Source organism: Psychrobacter sp. CX5 (assembly GCF_057621535.2).
Genome location: NZ_CM177735.1, coordinates 3,072,179 through 3,096,906, shown reverse-complemented (window position 1 = coordinate 3,096,906; position 24,728 = coordinate 3,072,179). Strand labels below are relative to the sequence as shown.

The 24,728-nt window shown below is 37.5% G+C and carries 21 protein-coding genes, 1 pseudogene and 3 other annotated features; of the genes and pseudogenes, 3 read left to right on the top strand and 19 right to left on the bottom strand.

Features of this window, described 5'->3' with window-relative positions; genetic code table 11:
• Positions 1 to 170 precede the first annotated feature (170 nt).
• The 3 genes from AC21OG_RS11870 to kynU all read right to left on the bottom strand — a co-directional run bounded on the left by AC21OG_RS11870 (position 171) and on the right by kynU (position 4,397).
• On the bottom strand, positions 171 to 1,355 hold the full coding sequence (locus AC21OG_RS11870; RefSeq protein ID WP_487378264.1) for a M20 aminoacylase family protein: 1,185 nt from the start codon (positions 1,353 to 1,355) through the stop codon (positions 171 to 173).
• A 195-nt stretch (positions 1,356 to 1,550) separates the two neighbouring features.
• Entirely contained in the window at positions 1,551 to 2,891 is a 1,341-nt protein-coding gene (locus AC21OG_RS11865) for an MFS transporter (RefSeq protein WP_487378263.1), read from the bottom strand.
• 252 nt (positions 2,892 to 3,143) lie between these two features.
• Positions 3,144 to 4,397 (bottom strand): kynureninase, encoded by a 1,254-nt coding sequence (gene kynU, locus AC21OG_RS11860; protein WP_487378261.1) that lies wholly within the window; start codon positions 4,395 to 4,397, stop codon positions 3,144 to 3,146.
• A gap of 145 nt (positions 4,398 to 4,542) precedes the next feature.
• On the opposite strand from kynU, the gene gigD reads away from it, so the two are divergent.
• Positions 4,543 to 4,986: an Lrp/AsnC family transcriptional regulator GigD gene (gigD, locus tag AC21OG_RS11855; RefSeq protein WP_487378260.1), complete on the top strand. Its 444-nt coding sequence runs from the start codon at positions 4,543 to 4,545 to the stop codon at positions 4,984 to 4,986.
• Between the two features lie 114 nt (positions 4,987 to 5,100).
• On the opposite strand, the gene AC21OG_RS11850 is transcribed toward gigD, so the two are convergent.
• From AC21OG_RS11850 to AC21OG_RS11830, 5 genes are all read right to left on the bottom strand, one after another.
• Positions 5,101 to 5,868, bottom strand: coding sequence for a hypothetical protein (locus tag AC21OG_RS11850; RefSeq protein ID WP_487378259.1), 768 nt, complete (start codon positions 5,866 to 5,868; stop codon positions 5,101 to 5,103).
• Positions 5,869 to 6,170: 302 nt separating this feature from the next.
• Positions 6,171 to 6,743, bottom strand: a complete 573-nt coding sequence (locus AC21OG_RS11845) for a hypothetical protein (RefSeq protein WP_487378258.1) — start codon at positions 6,741 to 6,743, stop codon at positions 6,171 to 6,173.
• A gap of 516 nt (positions 6,744 to 7,259) precedes the next feature.
• The gene (locus AC21OG_RS11840) at positions 7,260 to 7,673 is read right to left on the bottom strand and encodes a hypothetical protein (protein ID WP_487378257.1); all 414 of its coding nucleotides are present in this window, start codon (positions 7,671 to 7,673) and stop codon (positions 7,260 to 7,262) included.
• Positions 7,674 to 7,992: 319 nt separating this feature from the next.
• Positions 7,993 to 8,154 carry a hypothetical protein gene (locus AC21OG_RS11835; RefSeq protein WP_487378255.1) on the bottom strand — a complete coding sequence of 54 codons (162 nt, stop codon included), beginning with the start codon at positions 8,152 to 8,154 and terminating at the stop codon, positions 7,993 to 7,995.
• A gap of 29 nt (positions 8,155 to 8,183) precedes the next feature.
• On the bottom strand, positions 8,184 to 9,167 hold the full coding sequence (locus tag AC21OG_RS11830; protein ID WP_487378253.1) for a hypothetical protein: 984 nt from the start codon (positions 9,165 to 9,167) through the stop codon (positions 8,184 to 8,186).
• A gap of 815 nt (positions 9,168 to 9,982) precedes the next feature.
• Between AC21OG_RS11830 and AC21OG_RS11825 the strand changes: the two genes are divergently transcribed.
• Positions 9,983 to 11,202 (top strand): IS3 family transposase gene (locus AC21OG_RS11825; RefSeq protein WP_487376832.1). Its coding sequence is split into 2 segments (ribosomal slippage): positions 9,983 to 10,259 and positions 10,259 to 11,202, totalling 1,221 coding nucleotides; the frame shifts between segments, so codons are not numbered across the junction.
• Positions 10,258 to 10,374: a sequence feature (AL1L pseudoknot), on the top strand. Its footprint overlaps the gene before it by 117 nt.
• A gap of 1 nt (position 11,203) precedes the next feature.
• Here the strand turns inward: AC21OG_RS11825 and AC21OG_RS11820 are convergent.
• From AC21OG_RS11820 to AC21OG_RS11800, 5 genes are all read right to left on the bottom strand, one after another.
• On the bottom strand, positions 11,204 to 11,758 hold the full coding sequence (locus AC21OG_RS11820; RefSeq protein WP_487378506.1) for a hypothetical protein: 555 nt from the start codon (positions 11,756 to 11,758) through the stop codon (positions 11,204 to 11,206).
• Positions 11,736 to 12,955 (bottom strand): IS3 family transposase gene (locus tag AC21OG_RS11815; RefSeq protein ID WP_487376832.1). Its coding sequence is split into 2 segments (ribosomal slippage): positions 11,736 to 12,679 and positions 12,679 to 12,955, totalling 1,221 coding nucleotides; the frame shifts between segments, so codons are not numbered across the junction. Before AC21OG_RS11815 ends, AC21OG_RS11820 begins: the two co-directional genes overlap by 23 nt.
• Positions 12,564 to 12,680: a sequence feature (AL1L pseudoknot), on the bottom strand. It overlaps the preceding gene by 117 nt.
• Positions 12,930 to 13,760 (bottom strand): SH3 domain-containing protein, encoded by an 831-nt coding sequence (locus AC21OG_RS11810; RefSeq protein ID WP_487378503.1) that lies wholly within the window; start codon positions 13,758 to 13,760, stop codon positions 12,930 to 12,932. The genes AC21OG_RS11815 and AC21OG_RS11810 overlap by 26 nt, the downstream gene beginning before the upstream one ends.
• A gap of 300 nt (positions 13,761 to 14,060) precedes the next feature.
• On the bottom strand, positions 14,061 to 15,398 hold the full coding sequence (locus AC21OG_RS11805; protein WP_487378504.1) for a hypothetical protein: 1,338 nt from the start codon (positions 15,396 to 15,398) through the stop codon (positions 14,061 to 14,063).
• 92 nt (positions 15,399 to 15,490) lie between these two features.
• On the bottom strand, positions 15,491 to 15,844 hold the full coding sequence (locus AC21OG_RS11800) for an XAC2610-related protein (protein WP_491185091.1): 354 nt from the start codon (positions 15,842 to 15,844) through the stop codon (positions 15,491 to 15,493).
• Between the two features lie 118 nt (positions 15,845 to 15,962).
• Here AC21OG_RS11800 and AC21OG_RS11795 point away from each other — a divergent pair.
• A pseudogene (locus AC21OG_RS11795) lies at positions 15,963 to 17,182 on the top strand (IS3 family transposase).
• Positions 16,238 to 16,354, top strand: a sequence feature (AL1L pseudoknot). (Overlaps the previous pseudogene by 117 nt.)
• Positions 17,183 to 17,475: 293 nt before the next feature.
• On the opposite strand, the gene AC21OG_RS11790 reads toward AC21OG_RS11795, so the two are convergent.
• The 6 genes from AC21OG_RS11790 to AC21OG_RS11765 all read right to left on the bottom strand — a co-directional run bounded on the left by AC21OG_RS11790 (position 17,476) and on the right by AC21OG_RS11765 (position 24,493).
• Positions 17,476 to 17,838, bottom strand: coding sequence for a hypothetical protein (locus AC21OG_RS11790; RefSeq protein WP_486547991.1), 363 nt, complete (start codon positions 17,836 to 17,838; stop codon positions 17,476 to 17,478).
• Positions 17,839 to 18,168: 330 nt separating this feature from the next.
• Positions 18,169 to 18,582, bottom strand: coding sequence for a DUF5991 domain-containing protein (locus AC21OG_RS11785; RefSeq protein WP_486547992.1), 414 nt, complete (start codon positions 18,580 to 18,582; stop codon positions 18,169 to 18,171).
• 146 nt (positions 18,583 to 18,728) lie between these two features.
• The gene (locus tag AC21OG_RS11780) at positions 18,729 to 18,905 is read right to left on the bottom strand and encodes a hypothetical protein (RefSeq protein ID WP_486547993.1); all 177 of its coding nucleotides are present in this window, start codon (positions 18,903 to 18,905) and stop codon (positions 18,729 to 18,731) included.
• Positions 18,906 to 18,969: 64 nt separating this feature from the next.
• Positions 18,970 to 19,470, bottom strand: a complete 501-nt coding sequence (locus AC21OG_RS11775) for a hypothetical protein (protein WP_491185047.1) — start codon at positions 19,468 to 19,470, stop codon at positions 18,970 to 18,972.
• A 12-nt stretch (positions 19,471 to 19,482) separates the two neighbouring features.
• Complete coding sequence (locus AC21OG_RS11770) at positions 19,483 to 21,834, bottom strand: LysM peptidoglycan-binding domain-containing protein (RefSeq protein ID WP_491185046.1); 2,352 nt, start codon at positions 21,832 to 21,834, stop codon at positions 19,483 to 19,485.
• Positions 21,827 to 24,493, bottom strand: coding sequence for a DUF2345 domain-containing protein (locus AC21OG_RS11765; protein ID WP_491185090.1), 2,667 nt, complete (start codon positions 24,491 to 24,493; stop codon positions 21,827 to 21,829). Before AC21OG_RS11765 ends, AC21OG_RS11770 begins: the two co-directional genes overlap by 8 nt.
• Positions 24,494 to 24,728 lie beyond the last annotated feature (235 nt).

Sequence of the window (24,728 nt, the reverse complement as noted above, 5' to 3'; positions counted from 1 at the left end):
AAGTATGCCCTTAATGACTAACCCAAAAAGTCTTTAAAAAAAGGTATCTTATTGAATAAAGTGAGACTTTCGATACGGGCGACGTTACAAACAGTGACGAGAATAATGACTCTATTAGTTTAGTACAGCGATACAAATAGGACTTAGTGTCACTAACACAAGTGGTAAACCTATACTAAAAATCTTTGGGTTAATAAGACCCAATAAGCAGCCCCGATAGGGATGTTACTGTCATCAAAGTCATAATTTGGGTTATGGATTGAGCAAGCACCGGGCCCCCCTGTGGATTCATCCCCATTACCAATAAATAAATAACACCCTGGTACTTCTTGTAAGAAAAAGGCAAAATCTTCACTGGTCGTCAACGGTTTTATATCCGTGAGTGTGTCATCTTCCCCAATCAACTCCTGGGCTACTTTATAAGCAAATTGAGTCTGTTCAGCGTCATTCATGAGCACAGGATAATGAGTGATAAAGTCAAAACTAGCGGTCACACCATAAGCAGCTGCTAGATGTTTCACCATCTCTTGTATACGGTCTAATAATGTTGCGTGAGAGTCAGGGTCTAAGCTTCGAACATTTAGTTTTAATACGGCAGTATCGGGGATGACATTATCGGTATGACCCGACTTAAATTCCCCAACCGTAATCACTCCCGTTTTTAACGGGTCAATATTACGAGAAACAATAGTCTGTAGTCCCATAATAATTGCCGCGCCTGCCACCACAGGATCACTTGCCAAATGAGGCATTGCACCATGGCCACCTTTGCCATGCAATGTCACATCGATACGGTCTCCAGATGCCATCAATGCCTGTTCATTAAAACAAAGCTGTCCTGGCTTATAGCCTGGCATGTTATGTATGCCAAATATGGCATCGCAGGGGAATTTTTCAAACAAGCCCTCATCTATCATACGTTTAGCCCCTGCAAGTCCTTCTTCAGCAGGCTGGAATATTAAATTAAGTGTGCCATTAAAGTCTGCGTTTAATGCTAAATACTCGGCCGCTGCCAATAGCATGGCGGTATGTCCATCGTGACCGCAAGCGTGCATTTTTCCTTCAAGTTTGCTAGCGTAGGGTAAATCCGTCAGCTCAGTTAAGGGTAGGGCATCCATATCGGCTCGCAAGCCTAAGGTTCGGCTACCGTTGCCTTTTTTAATTTGACCGACCACGCCTGTACCGCCTAAACCTCGAGTAACCGTATAACCCCAATCTTCAAGATTTTTTGCCACTAAATCACTGGTACGAAATTCTTCATAGCCCAGTTCAGGGTGTTGATGAATATCATGACGGATTTTGACAAACTTATCTGCCGTTTGTTCTAATTCTACTAGTAAGGGGTGCTGATTCATATGAACTCTCCACGTAATATATATAGTCAATGAACTACTAAACGGTTACGGCGTTAACCTCGTTAAGCCTACTCCAGTAGTACTTGCACTCGGTTGCCTTGTAACCATTTTAGACTTCTTTGACTATAGTGCATATTTTAAAAGCTTCGTTTATTTATAGCTTAGAGATTTAATGGGTTAGTTATTTTGGCTTACTTATTTCAAAGCTTTATCCCCAGTTTCTTCCATAAACCAAACCGCAATGATTGATAATAAAACGATAAACATCATATACCAAGCTGGAGCAACAGGGTTACCTGTCGATTCAATAAGCCAAGCTATAGCGGGCTGGGTCGTGCTACCAAATAAAATAGCCACTCCTGCATAGGCGACAGAAAGCCCTGTGGCACGAATTTTTCTATCAAATAATTCAGGAACCGCTACCAAACAAGCGCCGCCACTTAATGCCGTAAATCCAGTCAGAACAAAGGTGGTTATCAGCAGGGATGACAGTCCAATATTATTCACCAAGTAATTAAAGAGGGGTAAGGATATAAGGACTAATACAACCCGTGGCCAAAACATTAGATTTTTTCTGCCAAATTTATCGCTAAGCCAACCGCCTAATACAGCAAACATTAAAATGGCGATACCAGAAACCAGTGTGGCAGACATAGAGATGGCAGGACTCAGCTTTAAGGTGGTTGTCGCATAAGTATTCATATAGATAGAGATATAAAGGGGCACGGTGATACCAGCAATTGCCCAAAACGCTATAAAAATCTTACGCCAAAATTCACCCGTTTTAACAACCGCAGGGACATAAGAGTTTTTTGAATTTGATGGAACCGCTTTGTTAGCTGATGAATGAACAGTATCAACAGACGAAGACATTGGATTTTCGTGCAGAGTCTCAGCCATGTTATTACGCAAATATAAGGCAATCGGAATCAGTAAAAGCGTCAAGAAAAAAGGTACTCGCCAACCCCAAGCAAACATATCTTCAGTACTTAAAGATAATATCATTATTATCCCAAAACCACCTGCCATAATGGCTGCAACACCCTGACATGCCAGTTGCCAACTTCCAAACAACCCACGTTTATGCGAGGGTGCACTTTCGATTAAAAAGGCCGAGGAGGGACCTACTTCACCCCCTAATCCAAATCCTTGTAATAAACGACACGTTAAGACAATGATAGGGGCAGCAATACCAATACTGGCATATGTAGGTGTCAAAGCCAATCCTATAGTACCCACAGTGATAAAAAGAATGGTGAGTAACAGGGCGATTTTACGCCCTTTACGGTCAGCCACGATACCTAAGATAATACTGCCAAGCGGGCGAGTGACAAAACCAATACCAAATACTGCCAAAGACAGCAATAAGCTAATGAAGGGATCGTCAGAGGGGAAAAAAGCTTTACCAATATAAACTGCAAAAAAGGCATAGAGTACAAAATCATAAAACTCTAAAGCACTGCCAATGACGGCGGCAGTAACGATTTTTTTTGAATTAGGATGATCAGGTAAACGGCTAGATACAATGGTTGACATAATTTATTCCTTAAAAATAAAAACTACCTGTAACAATGAGTGAAACTAGCAATACCAAATTCCGTAGACTATCTGTTATTACTAGTTTATTTTCACCCACAATTTAATGTCATGCATTCACCAATGTATAAACCTCACTTTAGTCAAAATCTTTGTCAAAACCTATGATCTTTATATGTTCCTTAAAGACGCCGATTTTATTATAAATCCGCTAAATAGAGCGAGCAAATAACGATTGGCGATGGTATTGCATTAAGTCACCGCAGCACGAACCTTAAATTTCTCATTTCTCCATTCTTCGTTTTGCATGACCTGCTTAAGTTCTTGTACCGCCGTCCAAATATCTTCGTAACTTAAGTATAAAGGAGTAATACCGAATCTTAGGACTTCAGGTTCACGATAATCCCCAATGACACCACGGGCAATCAGTGCTTGAATAATGGCATAGCCCTCTTTATGCGCAAAACTAACATGACTTCCACGGTAATGGTGGTCTTTAGGGGTAATCAATTCTAAGCCAAATTCGCCACATTCTTGCGCGACTAAATCCATAAATAAATCGGTTAATTTAAGCGACTTTTTACGCAGCTCCTGCATATTGGTAGCCAAGAAAATATCCAAGCCGCATTCAATCAAGCTCATAGACACAATGCTTTGAGTGCCGCATAAAAAGCGCCGTATCCCTTCTGCGGGCTCATAACTATCTTCCATCGCAAAGGGTTGCTTATGACTCCACCAACCAGAAAGCGGTTGCCAAAATTTATTTTGATGCTTTGCATTTACCCAAGCAAAGGCAGGGGAGCCAGGACCACCATTTAGATATTTATAAGTACAGCCAATAGCAAAGTCGCTATTTGTCTTATTAAGGTCTATCGGCACCGCCCCAATCGAATGAGATAAATCCCAAATTACCAACGACCCATGCTTATGGATGAGCTGATTGCATTGTTCCATATCGTATAGATAACCGTTGCGGTAATTTACTTGCGACAACACCGTGACTGATACTTTATGGTTCGTTAATACCTTTTCCAAATCGTCAGGATTCTCAAGAAGTACTATCTCATAACCTTGATTAAAATAGTCGATAAACCCTTGTACGATATAAAGATCGGTTGGAAATACATCCCTTTCAACAATAATAGCTTTATGATCAGGAGCGACTTCAGCTTGATTTTTAATAGCCGCCGCCAATACCTTAAATAAATTGACACTGGTAGAATCAGAGACCACCGTCTCGTTGGGGTTGGCACCCATTAACTGAGCAATCTTATCACCAAGCCTTGTCGCTAAACCCCACCAGTCTGCTTTATTCCAGCTATTGATAAGATCTATTCCCCATTCTTTTGAAATGACTTGCTCGGCTTTTGCAAGGGCGGTTTTAGGCTTTGCTCCCAATGAATTACCATCAAGATAGATGACACCAGAGGGCAATACAAATTCGTCTTTAAATTTTGCAATAGGGTCTTCATTATCCCATTCACGGCATTGTTCCTGAGTAATCATATTTCTTAACTCCTGTTGATAAAAAAGTGTATAAATTAATACTAGCATTAAATAATTCGTCAATCTTCCTATTATCATGTATTAAATTCATTAAAATTAGGATAGTATTTTAAATATAGTATATAAATTAGGATGATATTCAATAATGAACATCGATGTGATAGACCACAAGATTTTGAAGCACTTAAAGAAAAATGCCCGATTAAGCAATCAAGAGTTAGCGGAGCTAGTGAATTTATCCTCTTCAGCTTGCCATCGGCGGGTCAAGATTTTGGAAAAGAGTGGGGTGATTGAAGGGTATCAGGCTAAGATAAACTACGAAAAATTAGGAATGAATTTTTTTGCTATTGTAGAAATTAAACTGTCGCAACTCACTGAAACTGATCATCTACATATGCTTGAGCAAATTAAGATGTTTGAAGAAGTGATTAATGCTTATATTGTCACCGGCGAATCTAACTATATTTTGTATATCATGACAGAAGATTTAAATACGTTTTCAAATTTTGTCATCAATAAACTAAACAAAGTTAATGGTATCATGAGTATAAATTCAAAAATTATTTTGGATAAAGTGATTCAAAAATGATGATTGAAAGCGGGGTTGATGTGGGCTTGTTAAAATTAAATTATGAGTATATTATCTTTTAGTTGTTCATCTATTTATAATAGATTGATTTAAATGTCAAATATTAAAATCTTTTTAATCTTCAAATAGCATATGTGATGCACAAATATCCTTCATTTGGTCATAATAATGATAGTTATCTAACTTATCCTTTATTAAAACAAACTTTTCTGAGTCTAAATTACTGTAATCATAGCCAATAAAAAAGTTCACGCCGTCTTTTAAGGTTCTCTTATCACCATCACATTGTATAATTTGTTTCATATAGAAATTACTTAAATCTTCTTCATTTTCGTACCTTATATAAAAAACGGTATTTCCTATCTTCCCGCGTGTTTCTTGCATAGGTAAGTTGTGATATGTGCCTATTGTTTCATCTTTATACTCTTCATTCGCAAATCCTTCTTTTGACTCAGCTAAAAAATTATCAGCAACTTCTCTATAGCTTTTGTCTAAAGGTGTGTTCACGTTAGTTACAGCAAACCTTCTAGTAATGCCATAGACTGATGTCTTACCAATTATTTTATCAATAATGAATACATCGTCGACTACTTTGATAAAGTATGTATATTCAGTCTCACCAGAAGTCGTACTAAAGTCCGTTAATACATATTTATTATCAACTGACTCTATGACCGTAAACCTTAATGGTATATCGGCATATGGCTTTATTTTTTCCAAAACAGATTCTAACTCTTGCTTAGAAGGATAAAAATCACACTGAATCTCATCGTTACAACTGTTTGAATTAGATAGAGTAGTGTGGTGGCTTTTATTCAAAATACCTTCGTTGCAACTACATAAAAGAATGATAGAACATATACCTAAAACCATTAATCGCATTATTGATATCCTTATCTAAATTCCTTGGTAAGTTGTTCAATTTATAAATATATATTCTTTTAAGAACATCCTTGAAACTCCGCCTTTTACACTGGCAGTAGTACAACCAAAGAAATTAAGTCGACATTGCTTGTTTATAGCACAATAAAGGTTAATATCACCCTATAAATGTGATTTCATTTGAACTTATAAATCATCATCCAAGAGAATATCATTAGAATTGAAAGTTAAAAGCATTTTAAATAATTAGTTTATCAGCTGTACATCAAGTTATCTATATTCAAGCTCTTATATCTCACCGGCTATAAAAGTTCTATGTTTTCTAAAGCGTTTAACATTTCTTCTGATTTATCATGAATTTTCTGATATTCAGATTTATCATAAAAGTAGCTATAGAGAGCTATTTTACCGTTAGGTTTTGACTTATAGGTTGGAATGCCTTTTAAAACAGTAATGTAAGGTCTTTCCTCTTTATCAACCAATATTCTTAACTCTATGTTGGTTTTAGAGCTTCCTAATACAATTGTATTAGTTGTTCTAATTAGAGCGTATGAATCTTTGTATTTAGCATAAATGTTATAGTCACTAAATTCTGATATTTTCTTAAAGTTTGTATTTTGTACTTCATTATTTATTAGTAAGGGATAAACAAGGTTAGTATTCCCAACATATTCTATGGGTCTATAATTAGCTAATTCATAACCATGTGGATTTATATATACTTCAATATTTTCTTTTAGATCTTCGTCTATATTTATTGATACATTTATTGGTATTTCAGCTTCTTTACGATTATTTAATACTTTAATGGCACCATAGATAACTATTCCTCCAGTAAACAGGGGAAAGAGTATGTTAATAATAGATTTGTTCATAGTTTGAAAGCTTCTATAATAATTTTTTGAAACTGCTTTATATAAGGGCATTATTAAAAATTTTTCTACGAGTTTTTTTGCTTATCTAATGCCCTCTATCAACTTTAAGCGTTTTTACTTTGATTTGGGAGTGTAGAATGCTAAAACAGTTGCATCATCTTGTGAAGGAGAAGTTAAAACAATTATGCCATAGTAGCTATTCACGCTTTTCGCTACTATCTGTACACCAGCATAGGGCAGTGGTAATGACTTGCGATGTCACTTGCTTCGCGTGCCATCTCAAGCCTGACCACAGCAGCCTATGTTGCCGTACAGTATATCCGCTACAATCGCGGCTAAACAGCATCACAAGTTAACCACTGTGCGTAAAGTAAATATTTGAATAATATCTCTGTTCAATAGCCGTTAGGTTGTACTATTAAAGGATAAAGTTTTTTTAATTTTTAAATATCATAACCAGTGATGTATTCCTTAATTCTTAAAAATATAAAGAAATTTATAGCTAGATTTGAAATATTAGCTTTCTTCTCCATGTGCATTATATATCTCAAGCGCATTCTGACAGATAGTTTCATTTTCATATATAAACTTGTCCCATCCTCTTTTATCCCTTGAGACATTGATACCTGCATATTGCATCAAGTCTTCGCTATATTGACAATTCATATCTGATAGTTTTTTTAAGTTGAGTTGTTCACAATGCCGTGTGGCTTCAGTTAATAAAGGGCTAAAGCCCCAAGCATATAAATCTGTCTGAATATGCATTTTTGACATTTCTGTTGCAGAACAAACTGAACTAAAAGTATCTTTTTTAATTGGAACATTTATTTCAGGCTGATGTATTCCATTTATATTTTCAGTTAAAGGAGTGATATCGTTGCATCCCATAAGCAACAGTGTAAAAACTGAAATGAAGTTTAATTTTTTCATATTTAATGATCCGCTTTTTCGAGAAAACATTCGGGTGTATTAAATCACTTCTGCGTTTATATTTATACCAATAGCACCTTTTATAGTTAGTGTAGAAGTGTCATTAACGTTAAAGAACATTTCAAGTAGCAACATATTTCTAGATACTTTTAATCCAACTAATCTGCCTACCTTTGCAATGGGGCCACCTCTATCAACTTTTTTACATTCTTAACCATTAAACTTTTAGGATCAAGTTCGCTTTATCACATAATCTTCATTTATTATACTAATATTATGGGCTCTTAAACTTAGTGCTTCTTCGTAGTTTAATGGTCGTTCAACTGGAAAAATTGAGCTCTTGCCGAATCTCAGTAGGAGTTTTACCAGCTCTATTATCTGATGTCTCGTTGTCGGAGTTAGTAACAGCAGGACGATCACACCCGACTAACAAAGTAATCACTGCTATCAGTAAGACGTGTTGGAGTAACTTATGACGCATTTATTACTCGTTTTAAAATCTATTAAACGTTAATAAAACTCTTTTTCAAAAAAATCATTATTTCGTTTTACATCTCGGATTTCTAGATATCGTGTTTGACACTGCTGTTGGTCTACCTCCGTATTTTTAAGCTTTGCTCTTAGGACGGGTAGCGCTAATTCTAGCTCTTCTAATAGTATCTCTAGATCTGGAAGCTGATGTTTTTTTAGATAAGGCATGACATCTTCATCATAATAGCGCAGCCAAGCACAAGCTTCTTGTTTGTCAAAATAATAGGGGTCAAAAGCTAAAATCTGTAAATATTGACTAATCATATCTACATCAGCCAAATTATTATCAGGAATCTCGTTCACAAAGCTATTTTTCCATGAGGATAGATACATTAAGAGATATTCTTTTGTCCTCGCTAATCTTAATTTATCGGCGTTTTCCATACGTTTTGGCAAGAGCTGGCCGTAATTCTTCTCATTTATATGGTCGGTAAAAAAATGCTTTATGTAATCAAGCTTTATTAAATTGGCGTTATATTCTAATGCAACTTTTAGGCATGACTCATTAAGCTGAACGACTTCTTTTTTATTAATCTTCAACTCCTTAATAAAAAAGTCATCTGTATATCTGGTCCACTGATAAACATCAGCACAGGCATGCGGTTGTCCAAGCTTTGCTAATTTGAATATTGTCTGATAGCCTTCGGTTTCTATAGCAGGTTCTTTATGATGCCAAGTTTGATAGGTTGCTAGAGCATACTGAGCGTTAATCTCGTTTGGGTCTTGGGCACGCTGTCTTAAATAGGTAATCTCCTCTAAACCCGCTCCATCGATATAATTAAAGTTACCTCCAGCTAAGCCCATTGCTTCACTATAGCTAAGACGTCTATCTGTTGGTAGCCCGTCTATATAATTGTCTGAATCTTTCAAAGTTACTTCGCTAATATTCTCGGTTTGTCGATCACAAGCTGCTAATGCCGAAAGTGAAATACTGATTAATATTATAATTAAAAAACTATTCATAATTGATTTGCTCTACTTAATACTAGCACAGTTAAATATTCTAAAATTTCTTGGTAGTCATTTTTCTATAACCGCATCCTTTGTAGCCTGAGTCCACTTTGCTTGACTAAATGAAGCAGGTCTAGTTGAATAAGGGGTAAGAGAGGTTAGTGCATAAACAGTACCGATGTTGGGATGTTTAGATATGTATTCACCAATAGGTTTAGATATGCTATTTCCAGCGTTGCAAGATACCTGTACTAAGGTTTGATCTTTGGTAGAGCCATACTTCTTTAAGTATTTGTATGTATTATTGATTGCTGTTATTTTATCGCTTTCTGTTCCTTTCTTATTGATTACATACTGTGCTTTTAATTGATCGCTATTAAGTCTTAACAGTTCTAAACCTTCCTTATTTTTCTTCGATTACAGGTTTTTGTATTCTTGTACTGATACATTTAGAAGGGTAGTCAAATACTGACTTTAAACGGTTCCCTATACCAATTAAGGTTGAGGCAAGGCACTAAGCAGATAAGGAATGAATGGTGGACAAGTGAGTGATTAATTCAACTGTTGATAGTAATTGGCTTGTAGGATGTTTTATTGTTGTAGCTATTCACACTTGTACGCTGCTATCTATACGCCAGCATATTGAAGTAGTAATGGCTTGCATAGAATAAAGTAGCCAATCTTGTATCTTAATATTTTGTTGAGATTGAGGTATTACCGACATACTTTTATTGTCAGTTTATTTCAACAGACAGCGTCCATCATAGGATGAAAAATTGAACCGCCCCGGGATTGTCGGAGAACTAACTTTCTGAGAGAATACGACAATGAAAACACGAAACTATACCCCTGAAATGAAAGAGCGAGCCGTCCGTATGCTTATTGAAGCTAAAGACGACTACCCATCCACCTGGTCAGCCATCAAAGCCATAGCGCCAAAGATAGGTTGCACACCTGAGACCCTACGATCATGGCATAAAAAGCACATTGATAAAACCATTCCTGCAAATATTGAAGCTCAAAGCCAAGCCGAGCGCATCAAAGAGCTTGAACGTGAGAACAAAGAATTAAAGCAAGCCAATGAGATTATAAAGAAAGCTGCAGCTTTTTTCGCCCAGGCGGAGCTCGACCGCAAACCCAAGTAATGGTTGATTTTATAGACGATCACAAACAACAATATGGAGTCGAGCCAATCTGTAGAGTATTACCGATTGCTCCATCAACCTACTACCGCATAAAAGACTTAAACGATAATCCAGAGAAACGTTCACAGCGTAGTCAGCATGACGACTTCTATCTTAATGAGATTAAACGTATTTGGAAGGACAGCAAATGCCGATACGGTGCTCGTAAAGTCTGGAAACAGTTGAAATCCGAAGGTATACATCCTGCACGTTGCACTGTAGAGCGGTTAATGCGCCAGCATGGCATGCAAGGTATTTGGCGAGGTAAAGGTAAGATAACCACTAAGTCTCGTGATGATCAAATACGGGCAGACGACTTAGTTAATCGTAACTTTAATGCCCATAGACCGAACCAGCTATGGGTGGCTGACTTTACCTACGTTAAAACGCTGAGTGGTTGGGTATATACCGCCTTTATCATTGATGTGTTTGCCCGTAGTATTGTTGGCTGGAAGGTGTCTAATCGTATGAACACCGATATGGTGATGGCAGCGTTAAATCAAGCAATTGCAAACAGAAACAACCCAAAAGATGTGATCCATCATAGTGATCGCGGCGTTCAGTATTTATCCATTCGCTATACGGATAAGATGGCTGATTCAGGTATCATTGCATCTGTTGGCACGACAGGTGATTCGTACGATAATGCATTAGCTGAAACGGTTAACGGGCTTTATAAAACGGAGGTGATTGAGTATTTAAAACAACAGTGGCAAGGTGTGAGCGATGTTGAATTAGCAACTCTTGAATGGGTCGATTGGTTCAATAGAACACGTTTGCATAGTACGATTGGTTATGTGTCGCCTTTTGAGTTTGAGAGACGATACTATGATAGTCTTAGTGAGTCAGACAAAGTTGCCTGACTCAAGTAATCCACTCTCCGATATAGTCGGGGCGGTTCAAATCATCTGTAATAGGGTTACAACTTAGTATTTCAACGTCACTATCTATCTGAGGGTCAAAAAAATTGATGGTATTGTTTTTAATTTTAAAATTTTTAATTGTTGAATCATATTTAAAACCGACATTTCTTTCTGCATACTTTCCGTCATAACATGATGAATATACTATATTAAATGAACCTTGCGTTGCGGTTATAGATTCTAAACCATCCATCATACAACCATTATATGGGTCTTTAAGTAATATTTTATTTGTTTGCCATAGTTCATTAATATCGTTTTTTGACCTATATATATTTATTTGAACATTAAAGTTTCTTTCATCTTGTTCTTTTGGTTTGGTTGCAACAATAATTTCATTTTTACCGTCCCTGTCAATATCTGCTTTAACCTTTAAAAGAACGTTCGTAGAATCTTCTTGAGTATTATTTAAATTGAGTTTCAAATCTTTAATATGAACCGCCCCGACTATATCGGAGAGTGGATTACTTGAGTCAGGCAACTTTGTCTGACTCACTAAGACTATCATAGTATCGTCTCTCAAACTCAAAAGGCGACACATAACCAATCGTACTATGCAAACGTGTTCTATTGAACCAATCGACCCATTCAAGAGTTGCTAATTCAACATCGCTCACACCTTGCCACTGTTGTTTTAAATACTCAATCACCTCCGTTTTATAAAGCCCGTTAACCGTTTCAGCTAATGCATTATCGTACGAATCACCTGTCGTGCCAACAGATGCAATGATACCTGAATCAGCCATCTTATCCGTATAGCGAATGGATAAATACTGAACGCCGCGATCACTATGATGGATCACATCTTTTGGGTTGTTTCTGTTTGCAATTGCTTGATTTAACGCTGCCATCACCATATCGGTGTTCATACGATTAGACACCTTCCAGCCAACAATACTACGGGCAAACACATCAATGATAAAGGCGGTATATACCCAACCACTCAGCGTTTTAACGTAGGTAAAGTCAGCCACCCATAGCTGGTTCGGTCTATGGGCATTAAAGTTACGATTAACTAAGTCGTCTGCCCGTATTTGATCATCACGAGACTTAGTGGTTATCTTACCTTTACCTCGCCAAATACCTTGCATGCCATGCTGGCGCATTAACCGCTCTACAGTGCAACGTGCAGGATGTATACCTTCGGATTTCAACTGTTTCCAGACTTTACGAGCACCGTATCGGCATTTGCTGTCCTTCCAAATACGTTTAATCTCATTAAGATAGAAGTCGTCATGCTGACTACGCTGTGAACGTTTCTCTGGATTATCGTTTAAGTCTTTTATGCGGTAGTAGGTTGATGGAGCAATCGGTAATACTCTACAGATTGGCTCGACTCCATATTGTTGTTTGTGATCGTCTATAAAATCAACCATTACTTGGGTTTGCGGTCGAGCTCCGCCTGGGCGAAAAAAGCTGCAGCTTTCTTTATAATCTCATTGGCTTGCTTTAATTCTTTGTTCTCACGTTCAAGCTCTTTGATGCGCTCGGCTTGGCTTTGAGCTTCAATATTTGCAGGAATGGTTTTATCAATGTGCTTTTTATGCCATGATCGTAGGGTCTCAGGTGTGCAACCTATCTTTGGCGCTATGGCTTTGATGGCTGACCAGGTGGATGGGTAGTCGTCTTTAGCTTCAATAAGCATACGGACGGCTCGCTCTTTCATTTCAGGGGTATAGTTTCGTGTTTTCATTGTCGTATTCTCTCAGAAAGTTAGTTCTCCGACAATCCCGGGGCGGTTCAATAGGTTTTAAGTTTTTAAAATACACGTAGCCAATGTTAGATTTTTCATAAATAAAAACCCAGTTATTAAGTTTCCATAAAGCAGCAACCTCAGTATTATTATTTAAAGTTCCAACGATAGCAGAGTTTGAGTTTGGTTCTTTACGGATGTTTGTACTACCGTCCTTATCTGCAATAAGATAATATTCACTGAACATATAATTAGACATTTTTTTATAATACTCATAAAATGTCTTTATAAATATTTCGAAAGCTCGAGGATTTACTGAATCAAGATAATATAATTCACTTGGAAAATTATCGATTAAAATAACGTTCCCATAGTAAAATTTTGCAAAATTTTTGAGTTTTTTATCATTTAAATTATTACTGATTATCTGAAGTAACTTAGGGTTTAAGGCAATAGTATTTTGCATGTTATGTTTAAACTGGTTAATTAAGTCTACGTCCCATTTGGTATTAGCGCCTATATCAGCGAAAGATAGAGCGACATCATTAATATTAAAATAATCAATTATTCTAAAATAATTCCTAATTTCATTCTCTTTTTCAATATAGCTCAAATCAGGGCTATCTATAAACTGTTTAAACTGATATGAATTTATGAAATATTTAGGAATATTCTGACTAGATTGCTTAGCAAATGCGTTTTGCATCTCTCTAGTATTATCAATACCAATGTTTTCACTTTTAAAAGAGTCACAAGCTATAAGTAAGATTGATGAACTTAAGAGTAAGGGTGTTAGAATATTCATATTTATAACGCTCAGTTATTTTATTCGAATCGTACTGCTATCTTCATTTTTTAATAGTCTATAGAGTGAATTGATCGTATTTGAACATTTATCTTCAAAGTATGAGATACTGAGTTACTATAAAAATACATACAAAAGAACTGTTTGAAGTTTAAGAATTTATAATTACTCGTTAAAACTACTGCCTGAAACTTGTAGATTATTTATAAAATCTATTACATCGAATACAAATAGTATTCAATATAATTTTTAAAAATTTAATATGATAATTGATTAAGGTCTATTTTGATGATATTGATATTAATTAATAGGCTCTAAGTCACGCTTATCAATCCAGCCGAATTTCGTGTTGTTTTTATAGCTTACTTCTATCCAGTCTTCATTTTGCTCTATCGCATTGATAAAATCATTTTTTATATAATAATTAGGAGGGGTATAAGAGTTGAAATTCTCATTGAGTATTTCAGCTTTTTCTGTCTTAACTATGTATTTTGTAGGTGGGGCTGGACATTTTTGTTTTAAGACTTCGTTGCTGCTCCCTACTAAGTCGTCTTTAATAGTATAATCATCACTAGCTAGATTGATATTTTGGTTTATGACACAGCGATAGCTCTGCAATGATTGGTTATTAATAGTGCCATGATAACTTACTTTATCTAATAACCACTGATTATCATAATAGTCGATATAATAATCTTGAAAGTAGCTGCCCCTATCTGGAAAATAAGTTCTAATGATTAGACCAGCACTATCATTTCGAGGAATAATGTCGTATAAATGATAACCACCGTCACTAGTGAAGTTTGAAGTTTCTAAACTAAGCTTGTATTGGTTATTCTTATCACCTAGATAGATATATAACTCATTCCCTTGGTATATATTAGAACTATTATTAACTCTAGTGACTAAAGCGTCTTGTATACCATCAGCATTAACATCAAAATTATAAACCTTATATAAGTCTTTTATATATAATTCATCTATCTGCGAGATACTGTACCCTTCAGAATCTTGAGGTTTTGAAGATTTCGAGTTATACTTTTTAACATTTTCTTCAATTAACGCTGTAGAAAAATTATCATTGAGTGTATTCGTTATAATTTCAAAATCACATCTGAGGTCTTGTTTATAAATATTTGTTACCTTATTTCCCTTAACTTCGATTTTATTGAAATCAAAACATTGATGTGATTTCATCTCAATGGTGTACTCATCTTGTATTTTGATTTTTGAGTAAGGTGTTATAGAAAATGTAGGGTACTCTTCAGTGGTAGATGGATAGAATAAGAATCCATGATTATTATCACTAAATAAGTAAATTTTAGGTATTGCTGATTCAATATCTTCACTGTATATATAATCTAAATAAATCTCTTTATCACCGACTAACTTATGTTGGTAAGTGTATTCTAAATTTGCCCTATAATCATGAAGTCTAATCTTAAATGAATCGTTTAAATCTATAATGTGATTTATGTGATCGTATTGAGGTTGGATATTTTGTTTGTAAAGTACATTTATAGCTTTATCATTATTCTGTGAACCTGATGAAGATTCATAGTCTTTAAGAGCAGTATACGCACATGATACAATCAAGAATGTATTAACAACTACAAGGCTAATTAAAAATTTATTCATATATTTATTCCGTATTTATGCTCTATAGTAATTCTTACAGACTCTGATTTTGAAATCTTAAATTTCTTAGTAGCCATATTTTAGACCCAATATTATTCTTCTATATATTCAATGTAACTAATAGCGGTTGTCCATACATTCTTATTATTCAATGTTTTGATAGTAGTTTTTAAATATATTTTATCAGCTTTAACAATGTAATCACGTTCAATTATTTTGAATAGCTGTGGTTTATTAGATTTAACACGGTAGTAGCTTGAAAGATTTCCAGCTCCAGCTTTTTCAGTAGATATTATTTCTTTTTTAACGTAATCAAATTCTGGTACATTCCTCCCTTCAATAGTTAGTTCAGAAAAGTTTGAATTAGATTTATACGTTCTATCATTCTTATCATATAAGTAAAAAGAATATGAAGGGCTACCATAAGTTCCTAGAAAACCTGATATATGTGCAAAATCCGTATAACCATCAAAGTTAAAATCACCAAGTATAAACGAATACCTTTCGAACGCAGTGAACCGCCCCGGGATTGTCGGAGAACTAAATTTCTGAGAGAATACGACAATGAAAACACGAAACTATACCCCTGAAATGAAAGAGCGAGCCGTCCGTATGCTTATTGAAGCTAAAGACGACTACCCATCCACCTGGTCAGCCATCAAAGCCATAGCGCCAAAGATAGGTTGCACACCTGAGACCCTACGATCATGGCATAAAAAGCACATTGATAAAACCATTCCTGCAAATATTGAAGCTCAAAGCCAAGCCGAGCGCATCAAAGAGCTTGAACGTGAGAACAAAGAATTAAAGCAAGCCAATGAGATTATAAAGAAAGCTGCAGCTTTTTTCGCCCAGGCGGAGCTCGACCGCAAACCCAAGTAATGGTTGATTTTATAGACGATCACAAACAACAATATGGAGTCGAGCCAATCTGTAGAGTATTACCGATTGCTCCATCAACCTACTACCGCATAAAAGACTTAAACGATAATCCAGAGAAACGTTCACAGCGTAGTCAGCATGACGACTTCTATCTTAATGAGATTAAACGTATTTGGAAGGACAGCAAATGCCGATACGGTGCTCGTAAAGTCTAGAAACAGTTGAAATCCGAAGGTATACATCCTGCACGTTGCACTGTAGAGCGGTTAATGCGCCAGCATGGCATGCAAGGTATTTGGCGAGGTAAAGGTAAGATAACCACTAAGTCTCGTGATGATCAAATACGGGCAGACGACTTAGTTAATCGTAACTTTAATGCCCATAGACCGAACCAGCTATGGGTGGCTGACTTTACCTACGTTAAAACGCTGAGTGGTTGGGTATATACCGCCTTTATCATTGATGTGTTTGCCCGTAGTATTGTTGGCTGGAAGGTGTCTAATCGTATGAACACCGATATGGTGATGGCAGCGTTAAATCAAGCAATTGCAAACAGAAACAACCCAAAAGATGTGATCCATCATAGTGATCGCGGCGTTCAGTATTTATCCATTCGCTATACGGATAAGATGGCTGATTCAGGTATCATTGCATCTGTTGGCACGACAGGTGATTCGTACGATAATGCATTAGCTGAAACGGTTAACGGGCTTTATAAAACGGAGGTGATTGAGTATTTAAAACAACAGTGGCAAGGTGTGAGCGATGTTGAATTAGCAACTCTTGAATGGGTCGATTGGTTCAATAGAACACGTTTGCATAGTACGATTGGTTATGTGTCGCCTTTTGAGTTTGAGAGACGATACTATGATAGTCTTAGTGAGTCAGACAAAGTTGCCTGACTCAAGTAATCCACTCTCCGATATAGTCGGGGCGGTTCATTATCCATACCCATTTCTTTTATAGTTAAATCACTAAGATTAACATCCACAGTCGCCTTCATCGTGATTATATTCGTCTTCTAAAGCAATTAACTCAAAACTATCATCTTCTTTAATCTAAAAGCTATCTAATATAAACTCAACATTATCAGCCTTATATCCAAACACTTGAGCTGTTTGTCAATTTTAATTGAGAATACCTTCAAACTCAGGGTCTTTGCTATGATTAATCAGTTTATAACTAACTCCTTGGTTTAGTTTGAAACATGCAGTCCACGCATCGCACCTGCGGCAAGATAGTACTCACGGTGGGCGTTGTTAGCAGCAACCCACTGTTTGGCTAGTCTGGTCGCAGTATCACTACTGCCCACACGGGAGGGGGCGGCAATAAGTAGGGTTGTGTCTGCTGTGGTCAGCAGGGAGTCATCGGTAGCGATGCCTTCATAGAGGGTATCCGCCTCTAAGCCATCACTACGCACGATGACTTGCTGACTACCCAGTTGTTTATGCATTGGGTGAAGCTGGCTTATGGTGTCTTGTCCTGATTGTACGGAGGCTTGGGCGTAGCTGTAGTAAATGAATGGCTTGGATGATGTTTTGTTGTTGTAGCTGTTCACGCTTTTCGCTACTATCTGTCCGCCAGCATAGGGCAGTGGTAATGGCTTGCGATGTCACTTGCTTCGCGCGCCATCTCAAGCCTGACCAAAGCAGCCTATGTTGCCGTACAGTATATCCGCTACAATCGTGGCTAAACCGCATCACAAGTTAACTATTGCGCGGAAATTAAATATTTGAATATAATCGCTATTTGATAGCCATTAGTTTGTAAGTTAAAGGGTATTGTTTTTTGGGTGGAAATACCGAACTATTAACAGTTCTATGTAGAATGATGTTTTCAATTTCCTGTGTTAAGTAGGGCATCTAACGGGTGCCAGTCAACCTCGAGACTATTTCATTTTAACTTTATCCATCAAGAAAGACTGATTATCACCTTCTAAATAATAACTCATATCTATCATAAATTTATCATCGTTAATTTTTCTAATTGTGCCAAATTTTTTATTTTTCTTTAAATCATAAACCTCAATATTAGTATCATTAATCGTCTTTGTATAACATTCAAAATGTTTATCTGCTTGATAGCCTACTATATCTATATGGCAATAATCTTTAGAAAGCATGATATCGTAAAATACTCCTACACCAGTTCCAAGATTTTCGTCAGTTTGATAATTGTTATATTTATAACTACCATAGAACGGTGAGTTAGAATAATCTTGATTATATGAACTTTTAGATATCGTATGATTTGAACAAGAAAGGATTCCTATGATGAAAGTCATTAAGAATAAAATCTTCATACTAACTCCCTAGTGGCATATAGATTTAAGAACATTTCTTTATTGAAAGCTTTACTAATGTCTTTGATCTCATCTTTAGTAAAGTATCGAGATCTACCAGTAAGAGTCTTTGAATCTATATTCTCTTTGGTTGCTGTTACTGGGGATTATGTTTTAAGCTTTTGATTATTAGATTTAGGATTATTAGCTTCTTGAATACCAAGTTGACTATTTTCAGCTACATCAATTTCTTGCGATGTCATACCTGCATCAGAAGTGCAACTCGTAAATAGTATTATTAATAAAAATGACGGCACTGAAAATAATGCTTTAAAAGTTAGCATCTATGACTCCTTTTAAGTTTATTATATGGCTTTTGAGGTTAATCCAGTAGAGTCACTAACACTTTTATTTGCAGGTAGACAGTACCTTGAAGTTAAACTGTTGTTTGTATCTGTCGAAATCCTCCTTTAAATAGGACTGAGTAGCTTTAGAATCGTCAATAATATCATCATATTCAATGTTATTTTCATTTATAGCTCCATTTTCGGCATAAAAACGCAGACCTCTTTGCAAGCTTGTGGTTATTTTTTCATTTTTAAAAATTAATAAGCTTTGATAGCCACCAAAGCCTGATTCATTATACAAAGTGGCTAACGAAAGACATTCTCCGTCACCTAATTCAAATATTTTTATTTTTTGACTAAGTATAGGTCCACCCTTAGGATCAGCCTCAAACTCATCTTCTATTATCTGTAGAGGCTTTTTATCTATACTGATTTTAGAGCCTGATACAAACTGATTGACTACCTTATTGGTTAGGTTTATATAATTACTATTAGTATTTATACAAGCAAAGCTTGATAATACAATAGTAGCTAAAACTACCAGTTTTAAAGGAGTTTTCATAACTTCATCCTATTAGTCAAACAACAGTTCTTTATAATTTTTAATTCCTAGTCGTAATAGCTGAGGTTTTAGATCTTTCCATGTTTTTCCATTTGGATGCAATTCGAAATGAGGGTAGTCAGGACGGCTCCATGTCCCTCCCCAAATAAGACCAAGTTCTTGACCAATGGGACCTAACTTTTTACTATTAGTTATTGACAAAGAATTATTTTTTAAATACGTAATTTCTCCGTTGGTTACAGATACAACATCAATGGCAAGACCATATTGATGATAACTTTGTAAAGCGCCCGCCGATGTAACTTTAGAAGAAAGATTATTTTGAGCTGCTGGGCTACGATAACCATCAGTGATTACCCATGTTATACCTGTTTTTTCGTAACCTTTATTAATCAATTTTATTACATAAGGACGGTATATTGGATGTAAAGCAGCAATATTTCGTAGCGTTCTTTCATATTGTTTATTTCCACCACATGCTAATGGGTTTAATTCTAGCTCATTCGTTATATTTGTAGTAGGCGGTTGTACAGTTTGCGAACAAGTAGCTATAAATTTTTTGTTTTCAATTTTCTCACCATCTATGTAGTGATGTCTAATTTCTTTTTTAACCTCCCACGCATAAGTTTTGCCGTCTTTGAATCCCCTTATTTCTTCTCCCTGCTGTGTTGTTTCTCTTACTTTCGACTCATCTTTTTCTTTCATGAAGATGGGATTAGATATATAAGGATTCTCTTCTTCCTGCCCATTATCCTTAAAAATAATATCATTGTCATCTAAATCGACACCAGCAGGTTTAACAGTGTTTGGGTAAAGTACCGTTAGATACATCTCAACAAAACTATCAATTTTTTTGTGTCTGTTATTATATAGTTTAAAGTATTCTTTAACGTAGTCTAACTGCTCTATCGCTGACATATTAGCCAACTCATTTTTTGTAACACCTAAGTCCGCACGTGCCTCTGCACCGATTTGAACCAAACCCACATAGCCACGTGAGTTGATAATGGAAGGATCAAAACTGCCATCTGTCTCTAAATGAATCAAAGCCATCAAATTATTAGCCATATTTAGATAATCGTCAGGCCAAAGATCTTTACATATTTCAATTACTTTCTTTCTAAACTCACAGCTTACTTTTGCTCCCCAAATCAAATCATAGGTTTTACAAACACAGTCGCCATCGGTTGTTAAAATAGACTTAGGATACCTATCTGCACCGTAATCATCAGTGCTTTTTACATTTATCGGCGTACTCGAATTCGATGTATTTGACTTTGTAGAGTGATTACTACCACCACTAGCAGAACCACTAGGAATAACTAATTTCTGCCCAACTAAAATTGTCGAATTATAATCAATACCATTAGCACGGGCTATATTATGAGCAGAGACACCATATTTTTTTGCAATACCTATTAACGTATCCCCACTTTTTACAATATGTACCGTTTTCGATGAACTAGTAGAGTTGTTAGTATTATTAGTAGTAGACTCACCTTCTTTTTTACCACTAATAGCTTCATTAAAGTCCTCAAACCCTTCTTTAACATTCTTCCATGTGTCTGAAACCGCATCACCCACTTTATCTAGTAAACCACTATCATTATCTTTAGGGGACCGGTTACTGTTAGAAGAGGGTAAACGACCCATTGGCGGTTTTTTTAAATTATCAACGTTTGGCGCGCTTTTACCCCGTAGCTTAATGGTCTGACCAGCTTGCAGCTTTTTAGGTTCACTTATATTATTTATTCTTTTAAGCTCGCTTACAGGAATACCGGTTTCTTGCGAGATATCCCAAAGCGTATCATTTTTCTTAAGTGTATAAGTTTCTTGTGAAGAAGATATTGTAGGTTTATCATTCGTAAAGCCGCGTAGTCCGCTATTTTTAGGAGGAATTTTTAGCCATTGACCCGGAAATATTTTATCGGCATTTCTAATTTTGTCTTTATTAAGGTTATATAGTATTTGCCAAGTTGTATGATGCTTCTTGGCAATACTATATAAATCGTCACCAGGCATCACTTTATAAGTTTTTCTAGAAATATTACCTTTTGTATCTGCTAGTTTTCGAAGTTTCATATTTTGAATTGAAAACGGTGCAATAATCTCTACCATACCTTTTCTAGAAGGCACATGAAATCGGCTTACGACACGCATTTCATTAGTTATTGGATTTTTAACACTCACTATAAGTACAGTGCCTGGTGGTCTGCTAATTGGTACTCCTAATCCTGAAGCATTTGTCTTAGCTTCACTAATTGTTCTATTTGACTCTTTAACGATATGGTACAAATCAGGAAATATATTTCCATACAGATCTATAAATTTGAGTATGATGACAACACTTTTGCTTTTATTCATTATTGTTATCCTTTATAGCATTATGATTTAAATCATCAGCAAAATTGTCATCATCATAGTCTATCAAGTCATTTTCATCATCGTCAGGTATAAATTTAAAACCCCAATCAGCATCTTTAAAACCAACCATAACTTTGACTTCTTCCTCTTTATCACTGATTACAGGCGCTGTTCTACCATGTTGATCTAGCACCCCTTCTATTAGTTGTCCATCAGGTCTCAGAATCTTAAACTCAATATCATTAAAATCATGCTGATAGAACAAATCATAAACATCCAGCTTATTACTAAACAACGGAATCGTATCAGGCATCATCGGCACACTATAATTCGCCCAAGCCCCACCCACCAGCCCCTTCTTAACCGCCTGAATCTTAATCGTCCCTGGGCACACAAACTTAACCCCGCTCTCATCAATCGTTAACGACGCCCCGCCACTAGTTTGCACCTTAATGCGAGTAGGGGAGGTCACATGCACCTCACCTGATGCGCTACCTATCATCAACCCTTGCTGAGAGTGCAGCTGTAGCTCACCGCCTTGCGCCTGTATCGCAAGCGGCTTAGTATTAGCACTCACATGAAAGCCCGACTTAGCTGCTTGTCCAGATACACCTGCAAGCGAGCTTAACGTATCACCAAGTAGCTGATAACTACCGCCCACCATATCCGACTGAGTTAACCCAGACTGTCTCACCACACTCTTAGCCGTAAACAGTGTGTTTTGGCCTGATGCCAGCAGACTGTCTTTGCTCACCAGCATCACATCCTCAGCGCCCATCACCTCCGTGTTCAGCTGATCATCTATGATCTGTGCACTTTGTTTAAACGCCTCAATCTGTTTATCTACATCTTGAGACGACTGCAAATGACCTTGCTTTGCCTCACTATAACTATCAGATAAGCTATAGCCTATATCCAGCTGACGAGCGCCCGCATCATTGACCCAAGCCGACTCATGACGGCTTTGAGAATGGCGTATCCCAAACGTTGATAATAAAACACCATTATCCCCTGACAGCTGTAAACCTTTATCACTTGCCACCTCAAACCCAGCACCACGAATACTAGACTGATGATTACCAAAGCGGTGACGTAGTACACCCAGCTCTATCACATGCTCATTTGGGGAGAACACACCTTTATCACTTGATGTCGGTGTACTGGCATTGGCTTTGTCCTGCGTATTGACTGACCACTGAAGCCCAAGCTTATGTGGCGTATCATCAAACAGCAGATTGGTTTCAGAATCACTATCCAGCCCAAACTGACTGATACCTGATATCCAGCCACTGTGTGCATCATCCTCATTAATTTGAGAATGACCCAACCCCCCACCATGCCAACGAGGGGAGGTGCCTTGTATCAGATTATAACGATGCGCCGCGCCGCTATCTTGATAGGTCACATCCCGCTCATCCACATCCCCCATGCCAATACCTTCATAAAGGCTACGGGTAATCACCGGACTGTCGATATCACCATACCAATGTGATAACAGCACCGCTTGACCAAGCCTTGGGGCAAACTGCCAACCGTGCGACGCCCCTGTCGACAGCTGTAGAGATCGAAGGGGCGGGGTGTGTTTATCATCATGATCACTGATGCCTGCCCACACAGGGGTGGTGATGACTTTATGTTGTCCGTCATCACTAATCTGTGAGTCATAGCTTGGGGCACTAGCATCGCCACTACGTGCTTGGGTAAGACCGCTATAGGTATAGGCGGCAAAAGATAATGGGCTTGGGTAGCGGGTATAGGGGATATCAGCTGCAATCAGCTTAGCCTCTACCCATACGCCAGAGTCAGCAGCGAGCTGACATTGATCAGCGGATACCGATTGACGCATCAGCCAGGCTTGGATTGAAGAATGATTATGATAAGAGACACTGTCACTAGCAGGCTCTATGCCAATTAACGTTGAGGCAAGGCAGTAAGCGGATAATGAATGAATAGTGGGCAAGCGGGTGATATCCACTATGTTTGCAACATGCAGTCCACGCATCGCACCTGCGGCAAGATAGTACTCACGGTGGGCGTTGTTAGCAGCAACCCACTGTTTGGCTAGTCTGGTCGCAGTATCACTACTGCCCACACGGGAGGGAGCGGCAATAAGTAGGGTTGTGTCTGCTGTGGTGAGAGGGGAATCATCCGTGGCGATACCTTCATAGAGGGTATCACTATCTAAGCCATCACTACGCACGATGACTTGCTGACTACCCAGCTGTTTATGCATTGGGTGTAGCTGGCTTATGGTGTCTTGTCCTGACTGTACGGAGGCTTGGGCGTAGCTGTAGTAACAGGTGTCCCCTAAGCTGTCATCAGGGGTGAGTAGTTGCCAAGTACCAAGCTGTTGTAAAGAGTCGCCTGACAGCCATAGGGTGTTGATACCGATATCGGCAAGTAGGTCTGAGATGAAGTCCCAGTCACTGATACCTGCTTGGGTTCGCAGAGCAAGAGGCTGATTAAAGAGGGGGTGCTCAAGTAGGGTATCTGTCGGTTGCCAGTCAATGTCATAATCGGTCAGGATAGTGGTTATGATATCTAAGGGCGACTGGTTAATAAAGGTACGGGTGTGACACGATTGGGTTAGTAGCCAGTCGGGGCTGACGACATCAAGCTGGTAGAAGTGTAGGGGGCCGTTTGAGTGTTGGTAGTGAATGGCTTGGAGGATGTTTTATTGTTGTAGCTGTTCACGCTTTTCGCTACTATCTGTCCGTCTAGGCGAAGCGGGCGCTATGGTTTACGCTGTTCCTGCTGTCTCGATACCAGCGTAAAACCAACCGCCCGCAATTCGCCTAGCCAGTCAGTATATCCGCTGCAATCGTGGCTAAAACGCATCACATGTTAACCAGTGTGCGGAAATTAAAGGTTTGAATAAAATCGCTATTTGATAG

Coding starts and splice junctions, on each gene's coding strand:
- AC21OG_RS11840 (WP_487378257.1), bottom strand. CDS start 7,673: ATGAAAAAATTAAACTTCATTTCAGTTTTTACACTGTTGCTTATGGGA.
- AC21OG_RS11770 (WP_491185046.1), bottom strand. CDS start 21,834: ATGAATAAAAGCAAAAGTGTTGTCATCATACTCAAATTTATAGATCTG.
- AC21OG_RS11810 (WP_487378503.1), bottom strand. CDS start 13,760: ATGAATATTCTAACACCCTTACTCTTAAGTTCATCAATCTTACTTATA.
- AC21OG_RS11805 (WP_487378504.1), bottom strand. CDS start 15,398: ATGAATAAATTTTTAATTAGCCTTGTAGTTGTTAATACATTCTTGATT.
- AC21OG_RS11835 (WP_487378255.1), bottom strand. CDS start 8,154: ATGCGTCATAAGTTACTCCAACACGTCTTACTGATAGCAGTGATTACT.
- AC21OG_RS11780 (WP_486547993.1), bottom strand. CDS start 18,905: ATGCTAACTTTTAAAGCATTATTTTCAGTGCCGTCATTTTTATTAATA.
- AC21OG_RS11865 (WP_487378263.1), bottom strand. CDS start 2,891: ATGTCAACCATTGTATCTAGCCGTTTACCTGATCATCCTAATTCAAAA.
- kynU (WP_487378261.1), bottom strand. CDS start 4,397: ATGATTACTCAGGAACAATGCCGTGAATGGGATAATGAAGACCCTATT.
- AC21OG_RS11785 (WP_486547992.1), bottom strand. CDS start 18,582: ATGAAGATTTTATTCTTAATGACTTTCATCATAGGAATCCTTTCTTGT.
- AC21OG_RS11830 (WP_487378253.1), bottom strand. CDS start 9,167: ATGAATAGTTTTTTAATTATAATATTAATCAGTATTTCACTTTCGGCA.
- AC21OG_RS11850 (WP_487378259.1), bottom strand. CDS start 5,868: ATGCGATTAATGGTTTTAGGTATATGTTCTATCATTCTTTTATGTAGT.
- AC21OG_RS11775 (WP_491185047.1), bottom strand. CDS start 19,470: ATGAAAACTCCTTTAAAACTGGTAGTTTTAGCTACTATTGTATTATCA.
- AC21OG_RS11845 (WP_487378258.1), bottom strand. CDS start 6,743: ATGAACAAATCTATTATTAACATACTCTTTCCCCTGTTTACTGGAGGA.
- gigD (WP_487378260.1), top strand. CDS start 4,543: ATGAACATCGATGTGATAGACCACAAGATTTTGAAGCACTTAAAGAAA.
- AC21OG_RS11870 (WP_487378264.1), bottom strand. CDS start 1,355: ATGAATCAGCACCCCTTACTAGTAGAATTAGAACAAACGGCAGATAAG.